The organism is Agrobacterium leguminum (assembly GCF_015704895.1).
Lineage (GTDB): Bacteria > Pseudomonadota > Alphaproteobacteria > Rhizobiales > Rhizobiaceae > Agrobacterium > Agrobacterium leguminum.
In genome coordinates, this window is sequence record NZ_JADQWB010000009.1 from 137331 (window position 1) to 160346 (window position 23016).

At 59.8% G+C, this 23016-nt stretch carries 20 protein-coding genes and 1 pseudogene; 18 read left to right on the plus strand and 3 right to left on the minus strand.

Annotated elements, in window-relative coordinates:
* The first annotated feature begins 149 nt into the window (after positions 1-149).
* From ftsZ to I3J13_RS15250, 3 genes are all read left to right on the plus strand, one after another.
* Positions 150-1112 (plus strand): cell division protein FtsZ, encoded by a 963-nt coding sequence (ftsZ, locus tag I3J13_RS15240; protein ID WP_003521714.1) that lies wholly within the window; start codon positions 150-152, stop codon positions 1110-1112.
* Positions 1113-1496: 384 nt separating this feature from the next.
* The gene (locus I3J13_RS15245; RefSeq protein ID WP_031234148.1) at positions 1497-2195 is read left to right on the plus strand and encodes a GntR family transcriptional regulator; all 699 of its coding nucleotides are present in this window, start codon (positions 1497-1499) and stop codon (positions 2193-2195) included.
* Positions 2196-2303: 108 nt separating this feature from the next.
* Positions 2304-3269 carry a dihydrodipicolinate synthase family protein gene (locus I3J13_RS15250; RefSeq protein WP_142846053.1) on the plus strand — a complete coding sequence of 322 codons (966 nt, stop codon included), beginning with the start codon at positions 2304-2306 and terminating at the stop codon, positions 3267-3269.
* Between the two features lie 289 nt (positions 3270-3558).
* Here the strand turns inward: I3J13_RS15250 and I3J13_RS15255 are convergent, their stop codons facing one another.
* Positions 3559-4596 (minus strand): Ldh family oxidoreductase, encoded by a 1038-nt coding sequence (locus tag I3J13_RS15255; protein ID WP_196379339.1) that lies wholly within the window; start codon positions 4594-4596, stop codon positions 3559-3561.
* A gap of 442 nt (positions 4597-5038) precedes the next feature.
* Between I3J13_RS15255 and I3J13_RS15260 the strand changes: the two genes are divergently transcribed.
* The 7 genes and pseudogenes from I3J13_RS15260 to I3J13_RS15290 all read left to right on the plus strand — a co-directional run bounded on the left by I3J13_RS15260 (position 5039) and on the right by I3J13_RS15290 (position 11966).
* A complete protein-coding gene (locus I3J13_RS15260; protein ID WP_080840107.1) occupies positions 5039-5845 on the plus strand; it encodes an ABC transporter substrate-binding protein in 807 nt (268 codons plus the stop codon).
* A 72-nt stretch (positions 5846-5917) separates the two neighbouring features.
* Positions 5918-6583 (plus strand): amino acid ABC transporter permease, encoded by a 666-nt coding sequence (locus tag I3J13_RS15265; protein ID WP_003521708.1) that lies wholly within the window; start codon positions 5918-5920, stop codon positions 6581-6583.
* A 12-nt stretch (positions 6584-6595) separates the two neighbouring features.
* Positions 6596-7249: an amino acid ABC transporter permease gene (locus tag I3J13_RS15270; protein ID WP_196379340.1), complete on the plus strand. Its 654-nt coding sequence runs from the start codon at positions 6596-6598 to the stop codon at positions 7247-7249.
* Positions 7242-7964 carry an amino acid ABC transporter ATP-binding protein gene (locus I3J13_RS15275; RefSeq protein ID WP_020811659.1) on the plus strand — a complete coding sequence of 241 codons (723 nt, stop codon included), beginning with the start codon at positions 7242-7244 and terminating at the stop codon, positions 7962-7964. The genes I3J13_RS15270 and I3J13_RS15275 overlap by 8 nt, the downstream gene beginning before the upstream one ends.
* Positions 7964-9205 (plus strand): NAD(P)/FAD-dependent oxidoreductase, encoded by a 1242-nt coding sequence (locus I3J13_RS15280; RefSeq protein WP_142781476.1) that lies wholly within the window; start codon positions 7964-7966, stop codon positions 9203-9205. Before I3J13_RS15275 ends, I3J13_RS15280 begins: the two co-directional genes overlap by 1 nt.
* 12 nt (positions 9206-9217) lie before the next feature.
* Positions 9218-10927 (plus strand): cis-3-hydroxy-L-proline dehydratase, encoded by a 1710-nt coding sequence (lhpI, locus tag I3J13_RS15285; RefSeq protein ID WP_196379341.1) that lies wholly within the window; start codon positions 9218-9220, stop codon positions 10925-10927.
* A gap of 10 nt (positions 10928-10937) precedes the next feature.
* Positions 10938-11966, plus strand: a pseudogene (locus I3J13_RS15290) (trans-3-hydroxy-L-proline dehydratase).
* A 223-nt stretch (positions 11967-12189) separates the two neighbouring features.
* On the opposite strand, the gene I3J13_RS15295 reads toward I3J13_RS15290, so the two are convergent.
* Together I3J13_RS15295 and I3J13_RS15300 are read right to left on the minus strand one after the other, a co-directional pair.
* On the minus strand, positions 12190-13212 hold the full coding sequence (locus tag I3J13_RS15295) for a LacI family DNA-binding transcriptional regulator (RefSeq protein ID WP_196379342.1): 1023 nt from the start codon (positions 13210-13212) through the stop codon (positions 12190-12192).
* 157 nt (positions 13213-13369) lie between these two features.
* Positions 13370-13690 (minus strand): hypothetical protein, encoded by a 321-nt coding sequence (locus tag I3J13_RS15300; protein ID WP_142841961.1) that lies wholly within the window; start codon positions 13688-13690, stop codon positions 13370-13372.
* Between the two features lie 294 nt (positions 13691-13984).
* Between I3J13_RS15300 and I3J13_RS15305 the strand changes: the two genes are divergently transcribed.
* The 8 genes from I3J13_RS15305 to I3J13_RS15340 all read left to right on the plus strand — a co-directional run bounded on the left by I3J13_RS15305 (position 13985) and on the right by I3J13_RS15340 (position 22795).
* Positions 13985-14788 carry a transporter substrate-binding domain-containing protein gene (locus I3J13_RS15305; protein ID WP_020811663.1) on the plus strand — a complete coding sequence of 268 codons (804 nt, stop codon included), beginning with the start codon at positions 13985-13987 and terminating at the stop codon, positions 14786-14788.
* A 67-nt stretch (positions 14789-14855) separates the two neighbouring features.
* A complete protein-coding gene (locus I3J13_RS15310; RefSeq protein WP_003505665.1) occupies positions 14856-15560 on the plus strand; it encodes an amino acid ABC transporter permease in 705 nt (234 codons plus the stop codon).
* Positions 15557-16216 (plus strand): amino acid ABC transporter permease, encoded by a 660-nt coding sequence (locus I3J13_RS15315; RefSeq protein WP_003521700.1) that lies wholly within the window; start codon positions 15557-15559, stop codon positions 16214-16216. Before I3J13_RS15310 ends, I3J13_RS15315 begins: the two co-directional genes overlap by 4 nt.
* Positions 16197-16928: an amino acid ABC transporter ATP-binding protein gene (locus tag I3J13_RS15320; protein ID WP_003521699.1), complete on the plus strand. Its 732-nt coding sequence runs from the start codon at positions 16197-16199 to the stop codon at positions 16926-16928. Before I3J13_RS15315 ends, I3J13_RS15320 begins: the two co-directional genes overlap by 20 nt.
* Positions 16929-16951: 23 nt before the next feature.
* Positions 16952-17887, plus strand: coding sequence for a 2-hydroxyacid dehydrogenase (locus I3J13_RS15325; protein ID WP_196379343.1), 936 nt, complete (start codon positions 16952-16954; stop codon positions 17885-17887).
* 213 nt (positions 17888-18100) lie between these two features.
* Entirely contained in the window at positions 18101-20275 is a 2175-nt protein-coding gene (locus I3J13_RS15330; protein ID WP_196379344.1) for a putative bifunctional diguanylate cyclase/phosphodiesterase, read from the plus strand.
* A 450-nt stretch (positions 20276-20725) separates the two neighbouring features.
* Positions 20726-21847, plus strand: coding sequence for a porin (locus tag I3J13_RS15335; RefSeq protein ID WP_196379345.1), 1122 nt, complete (start codon positions 20726-20728; stop codon positions 21845-21847).
* A gap of 318 nt (positions 21848-22165) precedes the next feature.
* Complete coding sequence (locus I3J13_RS15340) at positions 22166-22795, plus strand: flavin reductase family protein (protein WP_196379346.1); 630 nt, start codon at positions 22166-22168, stop codon at positions 22793-22795.
* The last annotated feature ends 221 nt before the right edge of the window (positions 22796-23016 follow it).

A 23016-nucleotide genomic window follows, 5' to 3' on the forward strand; every position in this document is an offset into this window, starting at 1 on the left:
CATTATGGGGTGAAAGGCCGGCATGAAAATTCAAAGCGTTACAGCCTCTTTCCCCATCGGGGAGGAAGCGCTGGAACCTTGCCGATCATTCGCGTGCCGCGGTCAAAAAAAGGCGCGGGACCCTATGAGTTTAGAAAGAGAATAAGACGATGACCCAGTCTCCGCGCGCCACCATTGCCCGCAACACGCCCAATATCGCCGTCGTCGGCGTCGGTGGCGGTGGCGGCAACGCGATCAACAACATGATTGCCGAGGGCATCGGCGGCGTCGATTTCATCGCCGCCAATACGGATGCGCAGGCGCTGAAGAAGACCAATGCGCCGCGGCTCGTGCAGCTCAGCTCCGAGCTGACCGGCGGGCTTGGCGCGGGCGCCGATCCCGAGGTCGGCCGGCAGGCGGCGATCGATTCCCTCGACGAGATCATGGATCACCTGAGCGGTTATGACATGTGTTTCATCACCGCCGGTATGGGCGGCGGCACCGGCACGGGCGCGGCCCCCGTCATTGCCGAAGCCTGCCGGGCGAAGAACATCCTGACCGTCGGTGTCGTGACGCTTCCCTTCAGCTTCGAGGGTGCGCGCCGCATGCGGGCTGCCGAATATGGCTTCGCCAATCTGCTCAACACGGCCGATACCGTCATCGTCATCCCCAACCAGAACCTGCTGCGCATTGCCGATGCCGGCACGACCTTCGAAAATGCGCTGAAGACGGCTGACAAGGTTCTGTCGCTTGGCGTGCGCTGCATCACCGATCTCATCCTGCGCGAAGGCCTGGTCAATCTCGATTTCGCCGATGTGCGCTATGTCATGAAGAATGGCGGCCGGGCGCTGATGGGCACGGCGCAGGCCAAGGGCGAAAAACGCGCCTCGGAAGCGGCGGCCGCGGCCATTGCCAACCCGCTGCTCGGCGAACCGTCGCTGAAGGAAGCGCGCGGCGCGCTGGTTTCCATTTCCGGCGGCAACGATCTGACGCTTTACGAGATCGACGAGGCAATGACGCTGGTGCGCGAGGCGGTGAGCGAAGAAACCGATGTGGTGATGGGCGCTTCCTTCGACCCGACGCTGGACGGTGCTTTCAAGATTTCCGTCGTGGCCACCGGCCTGCGCAATTGATGTTGGAGGCGCGGCATTGCTGGGCGTTTCTTCTCCCCGCCGGGGAGAAGGTGGCCCGAAGGGTCGGATGAGGGGGCAACGTTGCCGTATCTCACCACTCTTGCCCCCTCATCCCGCTGCCGCGACCTTCTCCCCGGCGGGGAGAAGAGACAAGCGGCGTGCTCTTCGCTTCTAAGGGAAATCATCCATTCTTAAGCGGCGACGCCGTATAAATAGCATCAACGCCACAAATCGCATGTTTGAAGCCGTCGCGGGCAATTTTCGCGACGGCTTTTTGTTGTTTTTGAACAATTATTCCGCCATTCGAAGAGGCTGCGGCGCTGCGCGGCGTTGATCGGGAAAAAATATAATAGTACTCTTTATGTCGACAAGAGGGATTTGATGATGACGGATATAATTGCTTCTGCCGAGCGCAAGCGCGGCTCCGGCGTGAAGATGGTCTATGATCTGCTGCGCGACGAGATTCTCGATCTGGTTCTGCCGCCGGGCAGCCCCATCGATGAGGTGCAGCTTGCCGAAAGGTTCAAGATGTCGCGCACGCCGATCCGCGAGGCGCTGGTGCGGCTTTCGGGCGAGGGGCTGATCGATACGCTGCCGAACCGTTCGACCATGGTGTCGAACATCGATTTCCTCAACATGCACACCTATTTCGATGCGCTGGTGTTGATGTATCGGGTAACGACGCAGCTTGCCGCGCAATATCACCGTCCGGAGGATCTGGCCGGAATCCGCGCCCATAATGCGGAATTCGCCATTGCGGTGGAAGAGCAGGATGCGCTGGCGATGATCTCCACCAATGCCGCCCTTCACCTTTCCATCGCCGAAGCCGGTCGAAACCCCTATTTCACCAGCCTGTTCAAGCGCCTTCTGGATGAGGGACGACGCATTCTCAGGCTTTATTACCAGTCTTATGACGATCGTTTGCCGAAGCGCTTCGTCGACGATCATGATGAGATCATCGCGGCGATTGCCGCGCGCGATACCGTTCTTTCCGAGAAACTGGCCCGCGAGCATGCCGAACAGATCGTGCGTCAGGTGCAGAAACTGCTGGTGCGAAACGAGCGTCTGGAAATAAATCTGTAGCTTGTCGATTTCTTGTCGACAAATAAAATACAAGATTGTAATGTCCTTGTCGAAAGGGTGGCGCGGAGGTGCGTCCATTCCCGAAAACATGTCCCTTAGGAGCTTGAAATGACGGCCAGCATTTTTTCCGGCGTGATTCCCGCCTTGATGACCCCCTGCAAGGATGATCGCACCCCTGATTTCGATGCGCTTGTTCGCAAGGGCAAGGAACTGATCGCCGATGGCATGTCGGCCGTCGTTTATTGCGGCTCCATGGGCGACTGGCCTCTCCTGACGGACGAGCAGCGCATGGAAGGCGTGGAGCGCCTGGTGAAGGCCGGCATTCCGGTCATCGTCGGCACCGGCGCGGTCAACACGGCATCTGCCGTTGCCCATGCCGCCCACGCCCAGAAGGTTGGCGCCAAGGGCCTGATGGTCATTCCGCGCGTCCTGTCGCGCGGTTCGGTCATCGCCGCCCAGAAGGCCCATTTCAAGGCCATCCTCTCGGCTGCCCCGGAAATCCCGGCCGTCATCTACAACAGCCCCTATTACGGCTTCGCCACCCGCGCCGATCTCTTTTTCGCGCTGCGCGCCGAGCACAAGAACCTCGTCGGCTTCAAGGAATTCGGCGGCCCGGCCGATATGCGTTACGCCGCTGAAAACATCACCAGCCGCGATGACGAGGTGACCCTGATGATCGGCGTCGATACCGCCGTCTTCCATGGCTTCGTAAATTGCGGCGCCACCGGCGCCATCACCGGCATCGGCAATGTTCTGCCGAAGGAAGTCATTCACCTCTGCAAGCTGTCGCAGGCCGCCGCCAAGGGCGATGCCGATGCCCGCGCCCGCGCGCTGGAGCTGGAACAGGCGCTCGCCGTTCTCTCGTCCTTCGATGAAGGCCCGGATCTGGTTCTCTATTTCAAGCACATGATGGTGCTGAAGGGCGACAAGGAATACACGCTGCACTTCAACGAAACCGACGCCCTGACCGACAGCCAGCGGGGTTATGTCGAGGCGCAGTTCAAGCTGTTCAACAGCTGGTATGCCGACTGGAGCAAGCTGCCGGGTGCGGTTCAGGCCTGCAAGGCTGCCTGAGCAGTCGCTGACGTGAAGACAATAGGCCCGCAACTGCGGGCCTTTTTTGTATGTGATGAGGTTTGATGCCTCTCGTCCGTCATGCCGGACTAGATCCGGCATCCAGCCACGGCGCGTCTGCGCCGTGAAAGAGTCTTCCGCGATCAAGGACTTGATCGCGCTGGACCCCGGATCTAGTCCGGGGTGACGGAGCGGCTATGCTATGCAGTCGCAAAGAAAGCTGAGTGACGCTGTCGTTATGAGAAAGCCCGCGATTGCGGGCTTTTTTTATTTCCACATGCAAACGCGGTCAGGAAACCGCATCCAGCCCCTTTTCCAGCAGCCGGTCGAGCCCGGCCATTTCGGCGGCGGTAAGCGTGATGCCTTCGCTTTCGGATTTGGCGCGGGCAGTGAAGCGGCGGCCCGAGGGCAGGCGGGCGCCCTGGCCGATGATGGCGTCGAACAGCACTTCCGCGCGCTGGAAGGGATCGCCGGGGCGGCCCTTGGCAAAGGCTTCCGGAGAAAAGGCGACGATCAACTCGCCATGGGTGGGTGCAAGCGTGGTGGTGCCGAGAAATTCGAGCGCTTCGGGGCTGGTGAGATCGCCGATCATGATGCCGGCGAGAAGCTCGATCATCGTGCCGATGGCCGATCCCTTGTGGCCGCCAAAGGGCAGCATGGAGCCGGCAAGGGCCGCTTCCGGGTCAGTCGTCGGCTTGCCGTCGGCATCCAGAGCCCAGCCTTCCGGCAGGGGCTTTCCGGCCCGCCGGTGAAGTTCGATTTCACCGCGGGCCGCAACCGATGTGGCGAAATCGAAGACATAAGGGGAGGTGTCCTTGCGCGGCCAGCCGAAGGCGAAGGGGTTGGTGCCAAGCAGAGGCTTGGTTCCGCCGGTGGGCGCGACGGTGGAATAGCTCGGGCACATGACCAGCCCGGCGAGACCGTTTTCGGTCAGCCCTTCGACTTCCGGCCAGAGCGCCGAGAAATGCGTGCAGTCATTGATGACGAGTGCTGCTATGCCCGCGCGTTTCGCCCGCTCCACCAGAACCGGCAGACCAAGTTCGAAGGCGGGGTTGGCGAAGCCGCCATGGGCATTGACCTTCACGATGGCCGTGCCGTCGTCTTCAGCCACTTCAGGTATCGCATCGGGCTTCACCTTGCCGGCCTTGACGGTGCGGAGCGCGCCTTCGATACGGTAGATGCCGTGGGACTTGCAGGCGTCCCGCTCACCGGCAGTAATGACGCGCGCCAATGCGCCCGACTGTACATCATTCAGCCCGGCCCTCAAAAAAATCGACTCGACCCGCTGGAAAAGTGCCTCAATGGTCAAGGTGGTCGTGTCGCTCATCATAGTCCTCCGATAGGGCTCGCACATTTTGAATACATAAAGTATACAAAGGCGTGAGTATTGCAACGTGTCTTTTCGATGAAGCCCAGTCAGAGCAGAAGGCCACCCTATCAAACACGAAGATACCTTAAGCCCTCATTCCTGTGCTTGTCACAGGAATCCAGTCGGCGCGCGTCTGCGCCTCGGAAAGCCTCTTTCAGCCCAAAGACTTGGGCTGGCTAGATTCCTGTGACAAGCACAGGAATGAGGGATGCTGGATGTTTCGCCCACCTTGTCCGCTCCCCCCGCGCCGGCTTGCGTAATGATCCGCGACACCTCATCAGTTCGCACATGCAAAAATTCTTTTTGTATACTCGTTGTATTTTTATGTTGATTTATCGCCGCCATAGGGAAATAGTGACCGCGCCTTCAAGGGCAGACCAATTGTGGGAGCAAATAAAGAATGAAAAAATCGGTCATCGTCGCCGGCCTCTTGGCCGCCACTTTCGCTATTACTCCGGCCAAGGCCGACAAACTTGACGACATCATTTCGTCCGGCACGCTGCGTTGCGCCGTCGTGCTCGATTTCCCGCCCATGGGCGCGCGTGATGACGCCAACAATCCGATCGGCTTCGATGTCGATTATTGCAACGATCTTGCCAAGGCGCTCGGCGTTACCGCTGAAATCGTCGAAACGCCTTTCCCTGAGCGCATTCCCGCGCTGATGTCCGGCCGCGTCGATGTCGGTGTTGCTTCCACCTCCGATACGCTGGAACGCGCCAAGACGGTCGGCATGACCGTGCCTTACTTCGCCTTCGAAATGGCCGTTACCGCCAACGACAAGTCCGGCATCAAGTCCTTCGAAGACATGAAGGGCAAGACTGTCGGCGCAACGGCCGGTACTTTCGAAGCCATCGCGCTCGAAAAGACGGTCAAGGAATGGGGCGTCGGCGAATTCCGTCCGTACCAGACACAGGCCGATGTGTTCCTCGCGCTCAGCCAGGGCCAGATCGACGCCACCGTTTCCACCTCGACGGTTGCGCAGTCCAACGTCAAGGGCGGCAAGTTCGCCGGCATCTCCGTGGTCGGCAAGGCGCCCTATGACATCGATTATGTCGCGCTCTTCACCAACCGTGACGAATACGGCTTCATCAACTACCTGAACCTCTTCATCAACCAGCAGGTTCGCACCGGCCGTTACGCCGAACTCTATGAAAAATGGGTTGGCGGCGAAGTTCCCTCGCTCACCGTCAACGGCGTTTATCGCTGATCAGGACTTTTCGTAAACGGCGCGGTCAAGATGATCGCGCCGTTGATCGTTTCTGAAAAGGCGGGACGCTTAATGTTCAACTATACATTCCACTGGAATCAGGCGCTGAAGGCTCTGCCGCAGCTTCTGGACGGTGCGGTGGTAACGCTGCAGATCGCCATTCTGTCGATGGTGATCGGTCTTTCCTGCGCCATCGTGCTGACGCTGTTCCGGCTCTCCGGCAACCGCATTCTCGGCGCTTTCGCCGCCGTGTGGGTGGAAATCGCCCGCAACACGCCGGCGCTGTTCCAGATTTACATGGCCCATTTCGGCCTTGGCAATTTCGGCATTCATCTCAGCCCCTATACCGCGCTTCTGGTCGGTATCGCCTTCAACAATGCCGGTTATCTCGCGGAGAATTTCCGTGGCGCGCTAAAGGCCATTCCCGATACGCAGACGCGCTCCGGCCGTTCGCTCGGCATGACCTCGATGCAGACCTTCCGGCTCATCATCCTGCCGCAGATGCTGCGTGTTGCGTTCCTGCCGGCCACCAACCAGATGGTCTGGGCAATCCTCATGACCTCGCTCGGTGTCACGGTCGGCATGAATACGGATCTCGCTGGTGTGACGCAGGCGCTCAATGCGCGCTCGTTCCGCACCTTCGAATTCTTCGCGCTCGCCGCGGTCATCTATTACGTGATCGCCAAGATCGTCACGCTCGCCGCCCGTTTGTTGGCCGCGCGTCTGTTCCGTTATTGAGAGAGGTGAGCCATGTTTGAAACCGCTCTCACCTGGAGTGATCTCGCCTTCCTGGCCAAGGGTGCCGGCATGACGCTTGCCGTCACCGCCGTCGCCGTCACGGCGGGCACCATCATGGGGATCGTCTTCGGTATCATCCGTTTCCAGTTCGGCCCCTATTGGTCGCTGCCGCTGACCTTCGTTCTGGATATTTTCCGTTCCGTGCCGCTGCTCATCCAGCTCGTGCTCGGCAACGCCTTCCAGTCGATAGCCAAGCTTGGCTGGCCGCCTTTCACCACCTCCTGCGTGGTGCTGTCGCTTTATACGGCGGCCTATTGCACCGAGATCGTGCGCGGCGGCATTGATGCGGTGCCGTCGAATACGCGGCGCGCCTGCCGTTCGCTGGGCATGACCTGGTCGCAGGACATGCGCTACATCGTGCTGCCGCTCGCCACCCGCGTGTCGCTGCCCTCATGGATCGGGCTCACGCTCGGCGTCATGAAGGATTCGGCGCTGGTGCTGTGGCTCGGCCTTATCGAGCTTCTGCGCGCCTCGCAGATCCTTGTCACCCGCCTGCAGGAACCGCTGACCATCCTGATGATCTGCGGCGCCATCTATTTCCTTATCAGCTTCCCCATCGCCCGTTTCGGCGGGTATCTCGAAAGACGGTGGTCCCCCAATGATTGAGATCGAAAACGTCCGCAAATCCTTCGGCCCGCTGGAGGTTCTGAAAGGGATCAACCTCACCGTCAACAAGGGCGAGGTGGTCACCATCATCGGCGGCTCCGGTTCCGGCAAGTCGACGCTGCTCACCTGCATCAACGGCCTCGAGCCGATCGATAGCGGCAAGATCGTTATCGACGGCACGGAAGTGCATGCGAAGTCCACCGACCTCAACAAGCTGCGCCGCAAGGTCGGCATCGTCTTCCAGCAATGGAACGCCTTTCCGCATCTGACGGTGCTCGAAAACGTCATGCTCGCGCCGCGCAAGGTGCTCGGTATCTCGAAGGAGCAGGCCGAGGAAATCGCGGTGAAGCAACTGACCCATGTGGGTCTTGCCGAAAAGCTGAAGGTCTATCCGAACCGCATGTCTGGCGGCCAGCAGCAGCGTATGGCGATTGCCCGTGCGCTTGCCATGTCGCCGGAATATATGCTGTTCGACGAAGTCACCTCGGCGCTCGACCCGATGCTGGTGGGCGAAGTGCTCGATACGCTGAAGATGCTGGCGGATGAGGGCATGACGATGATCTGCGTCACCCATGAAATGGCTTTCGCGCGTGATGTCTCGAACCGCGTCGCCTTCTTCCATCAGGGTGTGATGGCGGAAATCGGTACGCCGGACCAGCTGTTCGGCGCGCCGCAGCACGCTGAAACCCAGAAGTTCCTGGCGAGCGTGCGGTAATGCCAGCCAATGATGTCATCGTCATCGGGGCCGGCGTCGTCGGCCTCTCGGCGGCAATCGCGGCGCAGGGCCGTGGCCTCTCGGTCACGGTCATCGACCGCGAGGGACCGGCGGCGGGCGCGTCCGCCGGCAATGCCGGCGCCTTCGCCTTCACCGACATCCTGCCGCTGGCATCGCCCGGCATTCTGTGGAAGGCGCCGAAGTGGCTTCTCGATCCGCTCGGTCCGCTCAGCGTGCCGCCGGCCTATGCGTTGAAAATTGCGCCGTGGATGTTCCGCTTTTGGCGGGCCTGCGCCGCTTCGAAGGTGGAACATTCCACCGCCGCCCAGACCGCGCTGATGGATCTCGCCAAGGCCGAGTTGGAGCCGTTCCTGAAAAAGACCGATACCATCGCCATGCTGCGCAAGGAGGGCAACCTCCAGGTCTATGAAAGCGAGGCGGAATTCGAAGCCTCGCTTCCTGGCTGGAAGGCCCGCGAGCGGCACGGCATCGAGTTCCGGCATCTCAACGCCGAGCAAATGGCCGAGATACAGCCCGGCATCGCGCCGCGTTTCACCTGCGGCACGTTCACGCCCGGCTGGTATTCCATCGCCGATCCCAAGCTTTATACGCTGGCGCTGGCCGAGCATTTCCGCACCATTGGCGGCCGTATCGAATGCCTCGATATCGCTTCGCTCAGGCCGCTGGAAGACGGCGTCGAGGTGGTGAGCCATGACGGACGCACCCGCAAGGCCGCCAGGGTGGTGCTGGCGGCCGGCGCCTTTTCGCATCGTATCGCCCGTTCGCTCGGGGAAAAAATTCCGCTGGAAACCGAACGGGGGTATAATACAACCCTGCCGTCTGGCGCCTTCGATCTGCGCACGCAGGTGACTTTCGGCGGCCATGGTTTCGTCGTCACGCGGCTTTCCTCGGGCATCCGCGTCGGTGGCGCGGTGGAACTGGGCGGGCTGGAGCTTCCGGCCAATTTCGCCCGTTCCGAAGCGCTGCTGACCAAGGCGAAAGCCTTCCTGCCGGGCCTGAAAACCGAAGGCGGCAAGCAGTGGATGGGCTTTCGTCCGTCGCTGCCGGACAGCCTGCCGGCCATCGGGCAAGCACGGCACACGGCGCGGGTGGTCTATGCTTTCGGCCACGGGCATCTGGGGTTGACGCAATCGGCGGGCACGGCCCGCATCGTCGCCGATCTTCTGACGGGGCAAAAACCCGCCATCGATACAAGGGCATTTTCGCCGCAACGTTTCTGACGGGGATTTCCGATGTCTTCTTCCCTCTCGACAACAGCCGTTCCTGAAGCCCGCAGCATTTTGCCGGGTTCGGCCGAAGGTCCCGTGATTGCGACGACCGAAGCGCTGAGTTTCTGGGGCGGCGTCGATCCTGCCACCGGCAGTGTGATCGACGTGCACCACCCGCTGCATGGCACCTGTCTCACCGGCGGCGTGTTGTTCATGCCCACCAGCCGCGGTTCGTGCACCGGTTCGGGCGTGCTGCTCGATCTTATCCTGACGGGCCGTGCGCCCTCGGCGCTGGTCTTCTGCGAGGCCGAGGACGTGCTGACGCTGGGCGCGCTGATCGCCGCCGAAATGTTCGGCAAGCCTTTGCCGGTGCTGCGCCTCGACGCGGAAAATTTCGCCCGGTTCTCCAAAGCCGTTGATGTCCGTATCGATGAGACGGCCATTGAAGCCGATGGCGTTTCCCTTGCCATCACGCCGCCGGCGACGGCGCATCTCGATCTCAGGGATGACGACCGGGCCATGCTCGAAGGACGCGATGGCATCGCCGTGCAGCAGGCCATGCGCATCACCGTCGCCATGGCCGCCCAGCAGGGGGCGTCGGCGCTTGTCGATGTCACGCAGGGCCATATTGACGGTTGCATCTATGCCAGCCCCGCCAATCTCACCTTCGCGGAAAAAATGGCGGAGATGGGGGCGAAGGTACGGGTGCCGACGACCATGAACGCCATTTCGGTGGACAAGGCGCATTGGCGCGCGCAGGGCATGCCGGAGGATTTCGGCGACCCGGCCGCAAGGCTGGCGGATGCCTATGTGCGCATGGGCTGTCGCCCCACCTTCACCTGTTCGCCTTACCTGCTCGACAGCGCTCCGAATGCCGGTGAATCCATCGCCTGGGCCGAATCGAATGCCGTGATCTTCGCCAATACGGTTCTTGGCGCGCGCACGGCCAAGCACCCGGACTTTCTCGATCTCTGCATCGCGATGACGGGCAGGACGCCGCTTTCCGGCGTTTATCTGAAGGAAAACCGCCGGCCGCAGCGCATTGTCGATGTGGCGTTGCCGCAGGGCGTGGACGACGCTTTCTGGCCGCTCATCGGTTATCTTGCCGGCAAGGCCGCACCGGATTGCATTCCGCTGCTGCGTGGCCTTGGACCTGCAAAGCCGTCACGGGATGATCTAAAGGCGCTTTGCGCCGCTTTCGGCACCACCTCCGCTGCGCCCATGCTTCATATAGAGGGCGTAACGCCGGAAGCCGGTCTTCCGCCTCTTGAAACGGCCGATATCGTTATTGTTTCACCTTCCGATATGGCCGCCGGCTGGTCGCTTCTCAATGAGGGACCGGAAGAGGTGCAACTTGTCGCCATCGGCAGCCCGCATGCCTCGCTGGAGGAGTGCCACGCGCTTGCGGCTGAATTTGCTGGCCGCCGGCGTCACGCGGATGTCGCCGTCATCGTCACAGCCGGCCAGCAGGTCATCGATGCGGCCGGGCTGGACGGCACTTTGCAAAGCCTGCACGACAGTGGCGTGCAGGTGCTGCCTGATCTTTGCTGGTGCTCTATTTCCGAGCCGGTTTTCCCGACGAAGACCCGTGCCCTGATGACCAATTCCGGCAAATACGCCCATTACGGACCCGGCCTCAGCGGCCGCGCAGTGCGCTTCGGCAGCCTTGCCGATTGCGTTGAAAGCGCGCTGACCGGCCGTGCCCCATCCCTTCTTCCTTCATGGCTTTCCTAAGGAGTTTTGAATGCGCAGTATCAAGACCGTTCATGTCATTTCCGCCCATGCGGAAGGCGAAGTGGGGGATGTGATTGTCGGCGGTGTTAAGCCGCCGCCGGGCGAAACGATCTGGGAACAGAGCCGGTTCATTGCCCGCGATGAAACGCTGCGCAATTTCGTGCTCAACGAGCCGCGCGGCGGCGTGTTCCGTCACGTCAACCTGCTGGTGCCGCCGAAACATCCGGATGCGGATGCAGCCTTCATCATCATGGAGCCGGAAGATACCCCGCCCATGTCCGGCTCCAACTCCATCTGCGTTTCCACCGTGCTTCTCGATGGCGGTATCGTGCCGATGCAGGAGCCGGAAACGCATATGCTGCTGGAAGCGCCGGGCGGGCTGGTGAAGGTGCGTGCCGAATGCCGCAACGGCAAGGCCGAGCGCATTTTCGTGTAGAACCTGCCGAGCTTTGCGGCAAAGCTCGATGTCGAACTAGAGGTTGAAGGCCTCGGTACGCTGAAAGTGGACACGGCCTATGGCGGCGACAGCTTCGTCATCGTCGATGCCGAGGCGATGGGCTTTAGCCTGAAGCCGGAAGAGGCGCATGAGATTGCCCGCCTCGGCGTGCGCATCACCAATGCCGCCAACAAGGCTTTGGGCTTCGACCATCCCGAAAACCCGGACTGGCGGCATTTCTCCTTCTGCCTGTTTGCCGGCAAGGTGGAACGCACCGCCGAAGGCCTGCGGGCAGGGGCGGCCGTCGCCATCCAGCCGGGCAAGGTGGACCGTTCGCCGACAGGCACGGCCCTTTCAGCCCGCATGGCGGTGCTGCATGCGCGCGGCGAAATGAAGGAGGGGGAAACGCTGACGGCGGTGTCGCTGATCGGCTCAACTTTCACCGGCCGTATTCTCGGAACAACCAAGGTCGGTGATCGTCCGGCCATCCTGCCGGAAATCTCCGGCCGCGGCTGGATCACCGGTATTCACCAGCACATGCTCGATCCGTCCGATCCGTGGCCGGAAGGGTATCGTCTGACGGATACGTGGGGTGCGCGGTAGGGAGGGCCTTTAAAGGTCTATAGCCCAGATCGGCGGCGTGTTACGGGCCGCATCGGTTCGGCGTCTTTCTTCTCCCCGCCGGGGAGAAGATGGCCCGAAGGGTAAGATGAGGGGGCAACGTTGCCGGATTTCGGGGAGCTTGCCCCCTCATCCCGCTGCCGCGGACTTCTCCCCCTTGGGGAGAAGAAACAAGTGGCCGCCGCTCGCCCCCCTGGCTAGACCTTCACTTACCCAGCCGCTTCGTCGTCTCCCGCACGATCAGCTCGAAGCCGACATCCACCCTTGCGCCTTCGGGAACAATGGCATCCTTTTCCGCCTCCAGTATCGAAAGCAGCAACTCGCCCGCCCTGCGGCCGATCATCTGGGCGTCGACGCGGATCGTTGAAATCGCCGGGTAACATTGCCGGCCGATATCGAAGTCGCCGAAGCCGAGGATGGAAATGCGGTCAGGGACACTGATTCCCCTTCTATGACATTCCATCAGCGCGCCGACGGCGGAAATATCCGATACGGCGAAGATGGCCTCGACATCTGGCGCCTTGGCCAGCAGCGAGCCGAGGGTCTTTGCCCCGTGGTCATAGGAGACCGGGGCGCTGCCTTCTCGGATGATGAGGTCATCGGCAATGCCGGCTTCCCGCAGGGCCGCGCCGAAACCGAGCAGGCGGCTTTCGCCGCGCCAGTCCTTCACATCGCCATCGGCCCTTGAGCCGAGCGCGCCGATTCGCTTGAAGCCAAGCGATATCAGATGTTTGGCGGCAGTTCTTCCCACTTCGTAATTGGAAAAACCGACCGCATGGTCGATCGGGTGTTCGGGAACATCCCAGATTTCCACGATGGGAATACCGGCGCGCATCAAAACTTCGCTCGCCATCTTGGTATGCACCGTGCCGGCGACGACGATGGCATCGGGGCGGCGCTCCATCATGGTGCGGATGACGCGTTCTTCCTCCTGCAGATCGTACATGGTGTAACCGATCAGCAATTGGTAATCGGCGGCGCGCAGCGCATTGGCGAGCCCCTGAGCGCTATCGGCGAAGTTGGAGTTGGTGAGCGTCGGCAGGATGGCGGTGATGAAATTGGTGCGGCGGGAGGATAGCGAGCCGGCGATCCGGTCTGGCACATAACCCAGCTTCTCGATGGCTTTCATCACCTTCTGGCGAGTCTCTTCCGACACCAGCGCGGGATCGGCCAGCACCCGCGAAACAGTCATCTTGGAGACGCCCGCGAGTTTCGAGACATCGCTCATGGTTGCTTTTTTTGACGTGACTAACGCTGCGGCCAAGGGCGTGCGCTCCACCAAAGCATGTCTCCCTAAATTCGAACCGGTTCAGGACAAGACATACACGAAGATATCAAGGGAAAGCACGCCGTATGATTGCAGATCGATGCGGCGTGCACCGGATTTATGCGACGCGGCTATAGACCAGATGGTAAAAACGCCCGTCGCACATGCTCATCATCTCATCCGTCAACACCCGGCCTTCCAGCCGGACGGGGGAAACCAGCGCTTCCTCCACCGCTTCCATCGACGGATAGTCGATTTCCTGCACCATGATGATCGAGGCGGCGTCCGGATCGGTGCGCTCGGTGCGCATCACCCGCACGGCCTGTGCATTCGGCATGCGTTTCCAGACCGGCAGCAATTTTTCCTCGACGATGCGGAAAAACTCCTCCTCCCGGCCAGCGTGAATCCTGCCTTCGAAAATTGCCGAGCGTGTATACATGTTTCCTCCCGAATGATTGCCGACCGAAACAGTTCTGTAGATCGGACTTGCAATGATACCGATAACATGCATTATTGATCCTGCCAAGAACGTGAAACGGTGTCGAACAGAGGAAAATCGATAACCAGCCGAAAACATTGAATTTCATGGGAAATTCATCCGGTTTTGTGCTTTCGCGGTTTCTTGGGAGGAGTTTTTAGTCAATCGCGTTAAAATGTTATCGAGAACATTTTTCGGTTTGCGCAAGGCCGCTGTTCCATTCTGGGCAGCCACTATAAGGTTGGAGGAGAAACCATGAGCATTTCAAGATTTCTGAAGAACATGACCGTTGCCGTCGGTGTTGCAGCAGCAACGCTTGCCGCCACCACGTCTGCCCATGCCGTCTCGATCAGCGAGATCACGGCGCGCGGCAAGGTCAAGATCGGTGTTCTGACCGGTGCGCCGCCGATGGGCATGGTGGATGAGAAGGGCAATCCTTCCGGTTACGACGTCGATGTCGCCAATCTCATCGGCTCTTACCTGTCGCTGCCGGTGGAACTGGTGCCGCTGACACCGCCTGCGCGTATTCCCGCACTTCAGACCGGCAAGGTCGATTTCCTTGTCGCGACGCTTGCGCCGACCGGCGAGCGCGCCAAGACCGTGATGTTCACGCAGCCTTACAGCGCCTTCAACATGGACATCATTTCCGGCAAGGACCAGAAGTTCGAAAATCTCGACAGCCTCAAGGGCAAACGGGTTTCGGTCAATCGCGGTTCCTCGCAGGAAACCGCGCTGCGCAAGGCCAATGTCGAAGGTCTCGAAATCGTCGTTTACGAAGACGATTCCACCAGCGCCCAGGCTTTGCTCGCCGGTCAGGTGGATGCCGTGGCCCTGCCGTCCACGGTTGGCGAAGCGATCATCAAGCAGCGTCCGGAAGCCGGCCTGCAGGTTGGTTTCACCTTCTTCCAGCAGGGCAACTCCATGGCGACCAAGCTTGAGGACTTCGAGCTGCGTCAGTGGCTGAACACCTCCATCTACCTCATGAAGATGTCCGGCGATCTCGACCGCATCTCGGTCAAGTGGACCGGCCGTCCGCTGCCGCAATTGCCAAGCTTCTGATTGAGCCTTTCAACGCGCCCGCCGGGAAGACTTCCGGCGGGCCCGGGAAATGTCAACGGAGTGACGCATGTCCTATACATTCCAATTCGGCGCGCTCGCCCAGTATCAGAACGAGATTCTGAACGGCATATGGCTGACGATCAAGCTGTCTGTCCTGTCCATCGTGCTCGGCTGCGCTTTCGGCATTCTTTTGGCCTCGCTGCGGTCCATCAACGGCGGCATCGTCCGCATCATCGTGGACGGTTATGTGGAAGTCATCCGCAATACGCCGTTTCTCGTGCAGCTTTTCATCGTCTATTTCGGCCTGCCGGGCCTCGGCTTCAGGGTAGGGGCGGATACGGCGGCGCTGATCGGCATGACGATCAACCTCGCCGCCTATTCGACGGAAATCATCCGCGCCGGCATCGAGGCGGTGCACAAGTCGCAGATCGAGGCGGGTGAGGCGCTGGGTTTCACCAAGTACCAGATTTATCGCCACGTCATCATCGTGCCGGCCATCGCCAAGGTCTATCCCTCGCTTTGCAGCCAGTTCGTGCTGATGATGCTGGCATCGAGCATATGTTCGGCCATCTCCACCCATGAGCTTGCGGCTGCCGCAGCCTTCGTGGAATCGCAGACCTATCGCTCCTTCGAGGTTTATATCGTCGTCACGCTCATCTATCTTGCGCTGGCGCTCAGCCTGCGGCTCATCCTTGCCCTTGTCGGCATGTGGCTGTTCGGCCGTCGCGTTGCCCGCAAGACGATGACCGCCATGCCGGAGGTGCAGTCATGACTCTTCGAACTTTCGGCTGGAACGAATTTGGCTTCCTGCTGACCGCCCTGCAATGGACCGTGCTTCTGACGATCATTGCGCTTATCGGCGGCGGCATCGTCGGCTTCTTCGTGGCGCTCGCCCGCACCTCGAATTTCAAGGCGCTGCGCATTGCCGCCGGCACCTATATCCAGGTGATCCAGGGCATTCCGGTGCTGATGATCCTGTTCCTGTCCTATTACGGCCTCAGCCTTGCCGGGCTGGAACTGCCGCCGCTCTTTGCCGCCGGCGCCTCGATGACGATCTATACATCGGGTTACCTCGCGGAAATCTGGCGCGGCTGCATCCAGGCGGTGCCGAAGCAGCAATGGGAGGCGTCGGAATCGCTGGCGCTGACCCGCGCCCAGCAATATCGCTACGTCATTCTGCCGCAGGCGATTCGCATTTCGCTACCGCCGACCGTCGGTTTCGCCGTTCAGGTCGTCAAGAATACGTCCATCGCATCGATCATCGGTTTCGTCGAACTGGCGAGAGCGGGGCAGCTCATCAACAATGCCACGTTCCAGCCGTTCCGCGTCTTCGTCGCCGTGGCCGTGCTTTATTTCATCGTCTGCTACCCGTTGTCCCAGCTATCGCGTTGGCTGGAAAGGAGGCTTCATGCCGGAAGTAATCGTTGAAAACGTTCACAAGAGCTTTGGCGCTCTGGAAGTCCTCAAAGGCGTGTCGCTGACGGTCGGCCGCGGTGAAGTCTTCGCCCTCATTGGCCGCTCGGGCTCGGGCAAGAGCACGCTGCTGCGCTGCATGAACGGGCTGGAGAAGATCAATTCCGGCCGTATCGAAATCGCCGGTCACGCCATCGGGGAAGATGCCAAGGCGCTGCGCAAGCTGCGCACCGATGTCGGCATCGTGTTCCAGAGCTACAATCTCTTCCCGCATCTGACGGTCGGCGAGAACATCATGCTCGCGCCGCGCATCGTCAAGGATGTGGCGAAATCGGAAACGAAGGATATTGCCCGCGAAGTTCTGCAACTCGTCGGCCTTTCGGAGAAATTCGATTCCTATCCGGATCAGCTTTCCGGCGGACAGCAGCAGCGCGTGGCGATTGCCCGTTCGCTCGCCATGCGGCCGAAGGTGATGCTGTTCGACGAGGTGACCTCGGCGCTCGATCCTGAATTGACCGAGGAAGTGCTGACCGTGATGGAAAACCTCGCGAAAGACGGCATGACCATGATCCTCGTGACCCATGAAATGGCCTTTGCGCGCCGCGTGGCGACCGAAACCATCTTCATGCACAAGGGCAAGATCTGGGAGCAGGGGCGTTCGTCCGAACTTTTCGCCAACCCGCAAACGCCGGAACTCCGGCAATTCGTCAAGGCCGATGTGAAGTAGTTCACCGGCGCAAAGGAAACTTCATGACCACTGAAATCGTGCAATTGTGCCCGCTCATCCCGGCACTGGAAGGCGAACTCGCGCAGCGCTTCACCGTGCATCGCCTGTTCGAGGCTGCTGACAAGGCGGCGTTCCTTGCTGAAAAGGGTGCTTCAATCCGCGGCGTCGTCACCGGCGGCCACATCGGCCTGCCGGCGGATATCGGCGCCGCACTCCCCAATCTTGAAATCGTCGCCATCAACGGTGTCGGTTTCGACAAGGTCGATCTCGCCGAAGCCAAGCGGTGCGGTTTTCGCGTCTCCAATACGCCTGACGTGCTGACGGCCGATGTTGCCGATCTGGCGCTCGGCCTCGTTCTGGCGCAGGCGCGCAAGCTGCCGCAGGCCGACCAGCATGTGCGCACCGGCCAATGGCTGAAGGGTGATATGGGGCTTTCCACCCGCGTCGCCGGCCGCCGTTACGGCATATTCGGCCTCGGCCGCATCGGTCAGGCAATCGCAAAGCGGCTCGAAGGTTTTGATGCGCGCATTTCCTACACTGCCAGAAACCGCCGCGATGTCGCGTATGATTATTATGACAGCATCGAGGCGCTTGCCGCCAATTGCGACGTGCTGATCATCGCCGCCGCCGCTACTGCCGAAACGCGCCATATCGTCAATGCGAATGTGCTGAAGGCCCTCGGGCCCCAAGGTGTGCTCGTCAATGTGGCGCGCGGTTCGCTGGTGGATGAGAAGGCGCTTGTCGAGGCTCTTGCCAGCGGCACGATCGGTGGCGCGGCGCTGGATGTCTTCGAGGACGAGCCGCGTGTGCCGGAAGCGCTTTTCGCCTTCGACAACGTCACGCTCGCCCCGCATGTCGGCAGCGGCACGCACCAGACGCGCCGCGCCATGGCTGATCTCGTTCTCGCCAATCTCGATGCCCATTTTGCCGGCAAAGAACTGCCGACGCCGGTGGTGTGACGGTCAACGAATTGCCGCCTGTGGTTTTGACGGCGCAGCTTCTGTTGCGCCGTTTTGATTCAGGGAGGCTGCTGCAAAAGGCGGGTTTCCCGGCAATCTCCCGCTGTTGTTCATATTTATATAATACGTATAATCCTACTATTCTGCTTCCTTATAAAATGATGAGGCGGAGAGGTGCGTTCCAAAGGCCCGAAGACACCCGAAGAGAACCGGATGTCGCGAAAAAAGCGCGATGTCACGCCATCCGCCACTCCTGACATGAGCGAAAACAGCAATCCTTCCGACCGGCACGCGCTTCTGGAAGCGATGATCGACCACGTGCCGGATTTTATCTATGCCAAGGATCTGGAAGGGCGCTTTCTTTTCGCCAATCGCGCCATCGTCACCGAAAACGGCTTTGACACGGTCGAGCAACTGATCGGGCTCACCGACTACGATATCAATGGTGAAGCGGCGCAGCGCGCCGGCATTCCCGATACCGAGGCGCGGGTGATGCGCACCGGCGAACCGGATCTCGGTTACGAGGAACGCGCCATGCGCGGCGATATCGACCGCTGGCTGATGATGTCGCGCGTGCCGTTGAAGGACAAGGCCGGCAACATCATCGGCGTGGTCGGCGCCTCGCGGGATATAACCCAGAAAAAGGCCTCGGAAAGACTGCTTCAGGCGCAGGCGCATATTCTGGAAATGATCGTCGCGGCGGCGCGTATCGAGGATTTTCTCGAGGAGTTCGTCAAGGCCATCGAAAATCTCGCGACCGGACTGGCCTGCGCGGTGCGGGTGTTCGATGCGGCGGAAGGGGAGCCTTCCGTTTACGCCTCGCCGGCACTTGCGCAGCAGGAGGGGCTGGCCGCACTTCTTTCCAGCGTCAGCGATCCTGAGAGCCTTGTCCATCCGGCAGAACACATGGCCTTCAGCTTCGATATTCCGGCCAGCGAAGGCAGGGCACATGGTTTCGTCTGGTGCATGCTGGCCGGCCGCCAGCCGGATGCGGCGCTGGTGGAATTCATAGGCGCTGCGGCGCGCATGGCGGGGCTGGCGATCGACCGAAAAAGGGCGGCGGAGCATATCGCCTTCCTGGCGGATCACGACATGCTGACCCGGCTGCCGAACCGCCGTTTCCTCGATACGAGACTGCCGGAAATACTGGCGGCGGCGGCAAAGGCGAAGCGAAGGGTCGGTATCGGTTTTCTCGATCTCGATAATTTCAAGCAGATCAACGATACGCTCGGCCACAGTATCGGCGACGCGTTGCTGTCGAAAGCCGCCGAGCGCATTGCGAAAAGCCTCCGGAAGAACGATCTCGTTCTCAGGGTCGGCGGCGACGAGTTCGTCATCATTCTCGAAGAGCGCAGGGACGATGTCGAAAACCGCCTGCAGCGCATCCGCGCCGCTGTCTCGCAACCATTGCGTATCGGCAATTACGATATCAAGGTCACATGCAGCATCGGCATGGCCTTTTTCCCGGAACATGGGGAAACCACGGCGGAAATCGTCGCGGCGGCCGATCTCGCCATGTATGAGGCCAAACATACCGGGCGCGACAGCATCGCCACCTTCACCCCGAATATGGCGGATGATCTGAGGAAGAAGTTCACCCGCATCGAGGAATTGCGAAAGGCGGTAAAGAGGGACGAGTTTGTGCTGCACTTTCAGCCGCAGGTCGATCTTGTCAGCGGCCGGATCAGCGGCGTGGAGGCGCTGGTGCGCTGGCAGCATCCCACGGAAGGCCTGCTCGGTCCTGCGGAATTCATTGGGCTTGCGGAAGAAACCGGCCTGATCGTCGAACTCGGAGAAAGCATTCTCGAAAAGGCCTGTCGTCAGGCGCAGGCATGGGCCGCCGCTGGCCTGTCGCCCGTCAAAATGGCGGTCAATATCTCGCCGCGGCAGTTTCAGGGCGGGCTGGTGCAGCAGATCAGGTCGGTGCTCAAGGAAACCGGCCTTGCGCCATCCCTGCTGGAAATCGAAATCACCGAGACGCTCATCATTCAGGATGTCGAAACATCGGTGCGGATCATGCGGGCCATCAAACAGATGGGCGTCAGCCTGGCGCTGGATGATTTCGGTATCGGTTATTCCTGCCTCGGCATGCTCAAGACATTCCCACTGTCCTGTATGAAGATAGACCGCTCGTTCCTCACCCATCTGCCGGAAAAGACCAAGGACAGCGCCATCGTCTCGATCATGATCCAGCTTGCCGGGTCTCTGGGCATCGATGTCATTGCCGAAGGTGTGGAAGCCGGCGAGCAGGCGACATTTCTGCGTGATGCCGGCTGCCCCTACGGTCAGGGTTATTACTTCAGCCGCCCGGTGCCGGCAGAGGCGATCGAAGACATGCTGGCGAAGACGACGATATTCGCGACCGGCTTACCCGAAAACAGCCCATAGGCTGCCCGGACGACCGGTTGTTTCAGATCGGCCAGATATGGCTTTCCCGGAGAGGCCGGGCGGCTTTGCTGCCTTTGCCCTGTGCGGTTCTGTAACGAAACCACTTCGTTTCCCCTAGCCTGTAAGATGTCTCCCGATCTCGTGCGGAGCGGGAGATGTTTCATTCTATTGATTTGCAATTTAGTATTATATGGATAATTATATAAGTAATAAATTGTATTATTTCGAAATAATAATTCAAAATATTATATTTTAAACTATTAACTTGTTGTAATTTTACTACGAAATTAAAATGCTTACTTTATCTGTATTTGTATTGCGTCGATTTAAATTGCGAGTCTGCAGCAACTTCTGTCATTTGCTGAATCAGCGCAGGGAACAGGGCGGCAGGGAAAAGACCAGCCCTCAAATTTGCGCATTCGTTGAAAAATTTTTGACTGGAGATTACAAATGAACATCAAGAGCCTTCTGATCGGCTCCGCTGCGGCTCTCGCAGCAGTATCCGGCGCACAGGCCGCTGACGCCATCGTCGCTGCCGAGCCCGAGCCCATGGAATATGTTCGCGTCTGCGACGCTTTCGGCACCGGCTTCTTCTACATCCCCGGCACCGAAACCTGCCTGAAGTTTCAAGGTTACGTGCGTTTCCAAGTAGACTTTAATCGTACCGGGGACGCAAATGGTACAACCTCTACCGCCAATGGCGGTCGCTCCGACTGGGATGCCTTCACGCGCGCTCAGTTCGAAGTTGATACTCGTACTGACACCGAACTCGGCGCTCTGCGTGGCTTCATCGGCTTCCGTGGCGACGCAGACAATGCTGCGGGTTCTGCTAGCTCGGTTTCGGTTCACCAAGCATTTATCGAACTCGGTGGTCTGAAGGTTGGTCAGTATCTGAACTGGTGGGATGATGGCCTCAATGGCGAGGTCGACAACCTCAGTTCCAATCGTACACGCCTCAACGCTGTGCGTTACACTTACGATGCGGGTTCGTTCTATGCCGGTCTGGCCGTTGAAGAACTTGAAAATGTCGTCGCTGGCGCAGGCCCCAACAACTTTGGTGTGACGCAGCGCAACTGGACGCAGCTTAACGGAAACGCCAACTCTAACAACGTCGGCGTGAGTGCGATTGTTGGTGGTAAGTTCGGTGCTGTCAAAGCGAACCTGCTTGGTGGCTATGACACGAATGCCGAGAACGGTGCGATCCGCGCCATCTTGTTCGCTGAGGTTGGTCCCGGAACTTTCGGTCTCTCCGGCGTTTGGGCTTCTGGTGCAAACGCATATTACGAAGAGTCCGAATGGACGGTTGCGGCTGAATACGCCATCAAGGCGAGCGATAAGCTCACCATCACCCCCGGCGTACAATACGCACGCGGCCTCGACATCGGCACCAACGGCGACTTTATCGGTGACCGCGACGCATGGCGCGCCGGCGTAGCTGCCAGCTACAAGATCACTTCCGGTCTCTCCACGCTCGTCTCGGCCACCTATCAGGACGTAGACGGCCGCGAGGGGATCGACAGCGGTGCCGGTGACAGCTGGACCGGTTTCGTTCGCCTGCAGCGCGCGTTCTAATAGTCTACAAAAAGCATAGTAGGGTTAGACAACTCAGATCCACCCCGTTTCCGAACGGGTGAGTAACTAGCTTCAGTCAAAGTTTCTGACATGATGTCAGGTTTACTCCCCGGACCCCTCCAGGCCGGGGAGTTTTTACGCTTATAGTCGATGCGTGGATGGCGGGCCTATCCATGGAGTTGGAGAGTGAGTATGAGCTCGCTGCTCCTTCTTAGCCCCCAAACGTTATGCAGTAAAATCGGCTATCCCGTGATGAGAACGATTGAGTAATTGTCTGCAATATGAAATATTATTGTATACAATAAATCAGGTGCTCCCATGGAATTCGATTTTACCTCGCTTGAGCCGCAGAGCCGTTATCGTTTGCTGACCAATTTTATCGGTCCACGGCCGATAGCGCTTGTCACGACGCGCTCGGCCGCTGGCCACAACAATGCCGCGCCGATGAGCTTTTTCAACGTTTTCTCCCATGATCCGCCGATCGTTGTTCTCGGCATCCAGCCGCGTGTGACGGGCGAGGAGAAGGATACGATGGCTAATATTCGTCGCACCGGCGAATTCGTCATCAACATGGTCGATATGGCTCTGTCCGAACAAATGCTTGTCTGCGGCCTCGGTTTCGACAGCGAAGTGGATGAACTTTCAATTGCCGGATTGACGGCCACGCCCTGCAGCAAGATCGATGCGAGCTTTGCGGCGGAATCGCCCTGCGCCTTCGAATGCCGTGTGGAGCGCCTGATCGATTATCCGCGTCGTACCCTGGTATTGGGCGAAGTCGTGCACATGCATGTCCACAAGGATTGCCTCGATGCGGAGGGGCGTTATGTCGATCCGGACCGATATCAGCCGATTGCGCGCCTGCATGCCGATAATTACATCAGCTCGGATCGCCAATTCGTCCTCAAGGCGCCCGCGATGACCGACTTCATCAAGCCGGATGGCGAGTGAAGGTTCTTGCGGCTGAAGCGCCGAATACCTTTTGCCTGCCGCCGCAAACTCGAGAAAATGAGAGGGCAGGGCATCGAGGCGGCGATGACGATTGGTTTCGCTTCCCGGTGCTGTGCGGCAGGAGGCGAAACGACGGATGGGTCAATGCCGCCATAAGCTGCGTCCAGTGTGGTTGGAGCGGTTGACCGAACGTCGACGCCCATGACTGCCTATGCCTGACG

What these genes read in the sequence shown, in the direction of transcription:
- ftsZ (WP_003521714.1), top strand. Translation starts at nt 150, where the DNA reads ATGACCCAGTCTCCGCGCGCCACCATTGCCCGCAACACGCCCAATATC.
- I3J13_RS15245 (WP_031234148.1), top strand. Translation starts at nt 1,497, where the DNA reads ATGACGGATATAATTGCTTCTGCCGAGCGCAAGCGCGGCTCCGGCGTG.
- I3J13_RS15250 (WP_142846053.1), top strand. Translation starts at nt 2,304, where the DNA reads ATGACGGCCAGCATTTTTTCCGGCGTGATTCCCGCCTTGATGACCCCC.
- I3J13_RS15255 (WP_196379339.1), bottom strand. Translation starts at nt 4,596, where the DNA reads ATGAGCGACACGACCACCTTGACCATTGAGGCACTTTTCCAGCGGGTC.
- I3J13_RS15260 (WP_080840107.1), top strand. Translation starts at nt 5,039, where the DNA reads ATGAAAAAATCGGTCATCGTCGCCGGCCTCTTGGCCGCCACTTTCGCT.
- I3J13_RS15265 (WP_003521708.1), top strand. Translation starts at nt 5,918, where the DNA reads ATGTTCAACTATACATTCCACTGGAATCAGGCGCTGAAGGCTCTGCCG.
- I3J13_RS15270 (WP_196379340.1), top strand. Translation starts at nt 6,596, where the DNA reads ATGTTTGAAACCGCTCTCACCTGGAGTGATCTCGCCTTCCTGGCCAAG.
- I3J13_RS15275 (WP_020811659.1), top strand. Translation starts at nt 7,242, where the DNA reads ATGATTGAGATCGAAAACGTCCGCAAATCCTTCGGCCCGCTGGAGGTT.
- I3J13_RS15280 (WP_142781476.1), top strand. Translation starts at nt 7,964, where the DNA reads ATGCCAGCCAATGATGTCATCGTCATCGGGGCCGGCGTCGTCGGCCTC.
- lhpI (WP_196379341.1), top strand. Translation starts at nt 9,218, where the DNA reads ATGTCTTCTTCCCTCTCGACAACAGCCGTTCCTGAAGCCCGCAGCATT.
- I3J13_RS15295 (WP_196379342.1), bottom strand. Translation starts at nt 13,212, where the DNA reads ATGAGCGATGTCTCGAAACTCGCGGGCGTCTCCAAGATGACTGTTTCG.
- I3J13_RS15300 (WP_142841961.1), bottom strand. Translation starts at nt 13,690, where the DNA reads ATGTATACACGCTCGGCAATTTTCGAAGGCAGGATTCACGCTGGCCGG.
- I3J13_RS15305 (WP_020811663.1), top strand. Translation starts at nt 13,985, where the DNA reads ATGAGCATTTCAAGATTTCTGAAGAACATGACCGTTGCCGTCGGTGTT.
- I3J13_RS15310 (WP_003505665.1), top strand. Translation starts at nt 14,856, where the DNA reads ATGTCCTATACATTCCAATTCGGCGCGCTCGCCCAGTATCAGAACGAG.
- I3J13_RS15315 (WP_003521700.1), top strand. Translation starts at nt 15,557, where the DNA reads ATGACTCTTCGAACTTTCGGCTGGAACGAATTTGGCTTCCTGCTGACC.
- I3J13_RS15320 (WP_003521699.1), top strand. Translation starts at nt 16,197, where the DNA reads ATGCCGGAAGTAATCGTTGAAAACGTTCACAAGAGCTTTGGCGCTCTG.
- I3J13_RS15325 (WP_196379343.1), top strand. Translation starts at nt 16,952, where the DNA reads ATGACCACTGAAATCGTGCAATTGTGCCCGCTCATCCCGGCACTGGAA.
- I3J13_RS15330 (WP_196379344.1), top strand. Translation starts at nt 18,101, where the DNA reads ATGTCGCGAAAAAAGCGCGATGTCACGCCATCCGCCACTCCTGACATG.
- I3J13_RS15335 (WP_196379345.1), top strand. Translation starts at nt 20,726, where the DNA reads ATGAACATCAAGAGCCTTCTGATCGGCTCCGCTGCGGCTCTCGCAGCA.
- I3J13_RS15340 (WP_196379346.1), top strand. Translation starts at nt 22,166, where the DNA reads ATGGAATTCGATTTTACCTCGCTTGAGCCGCAGAGCCGTTATCGTTTG.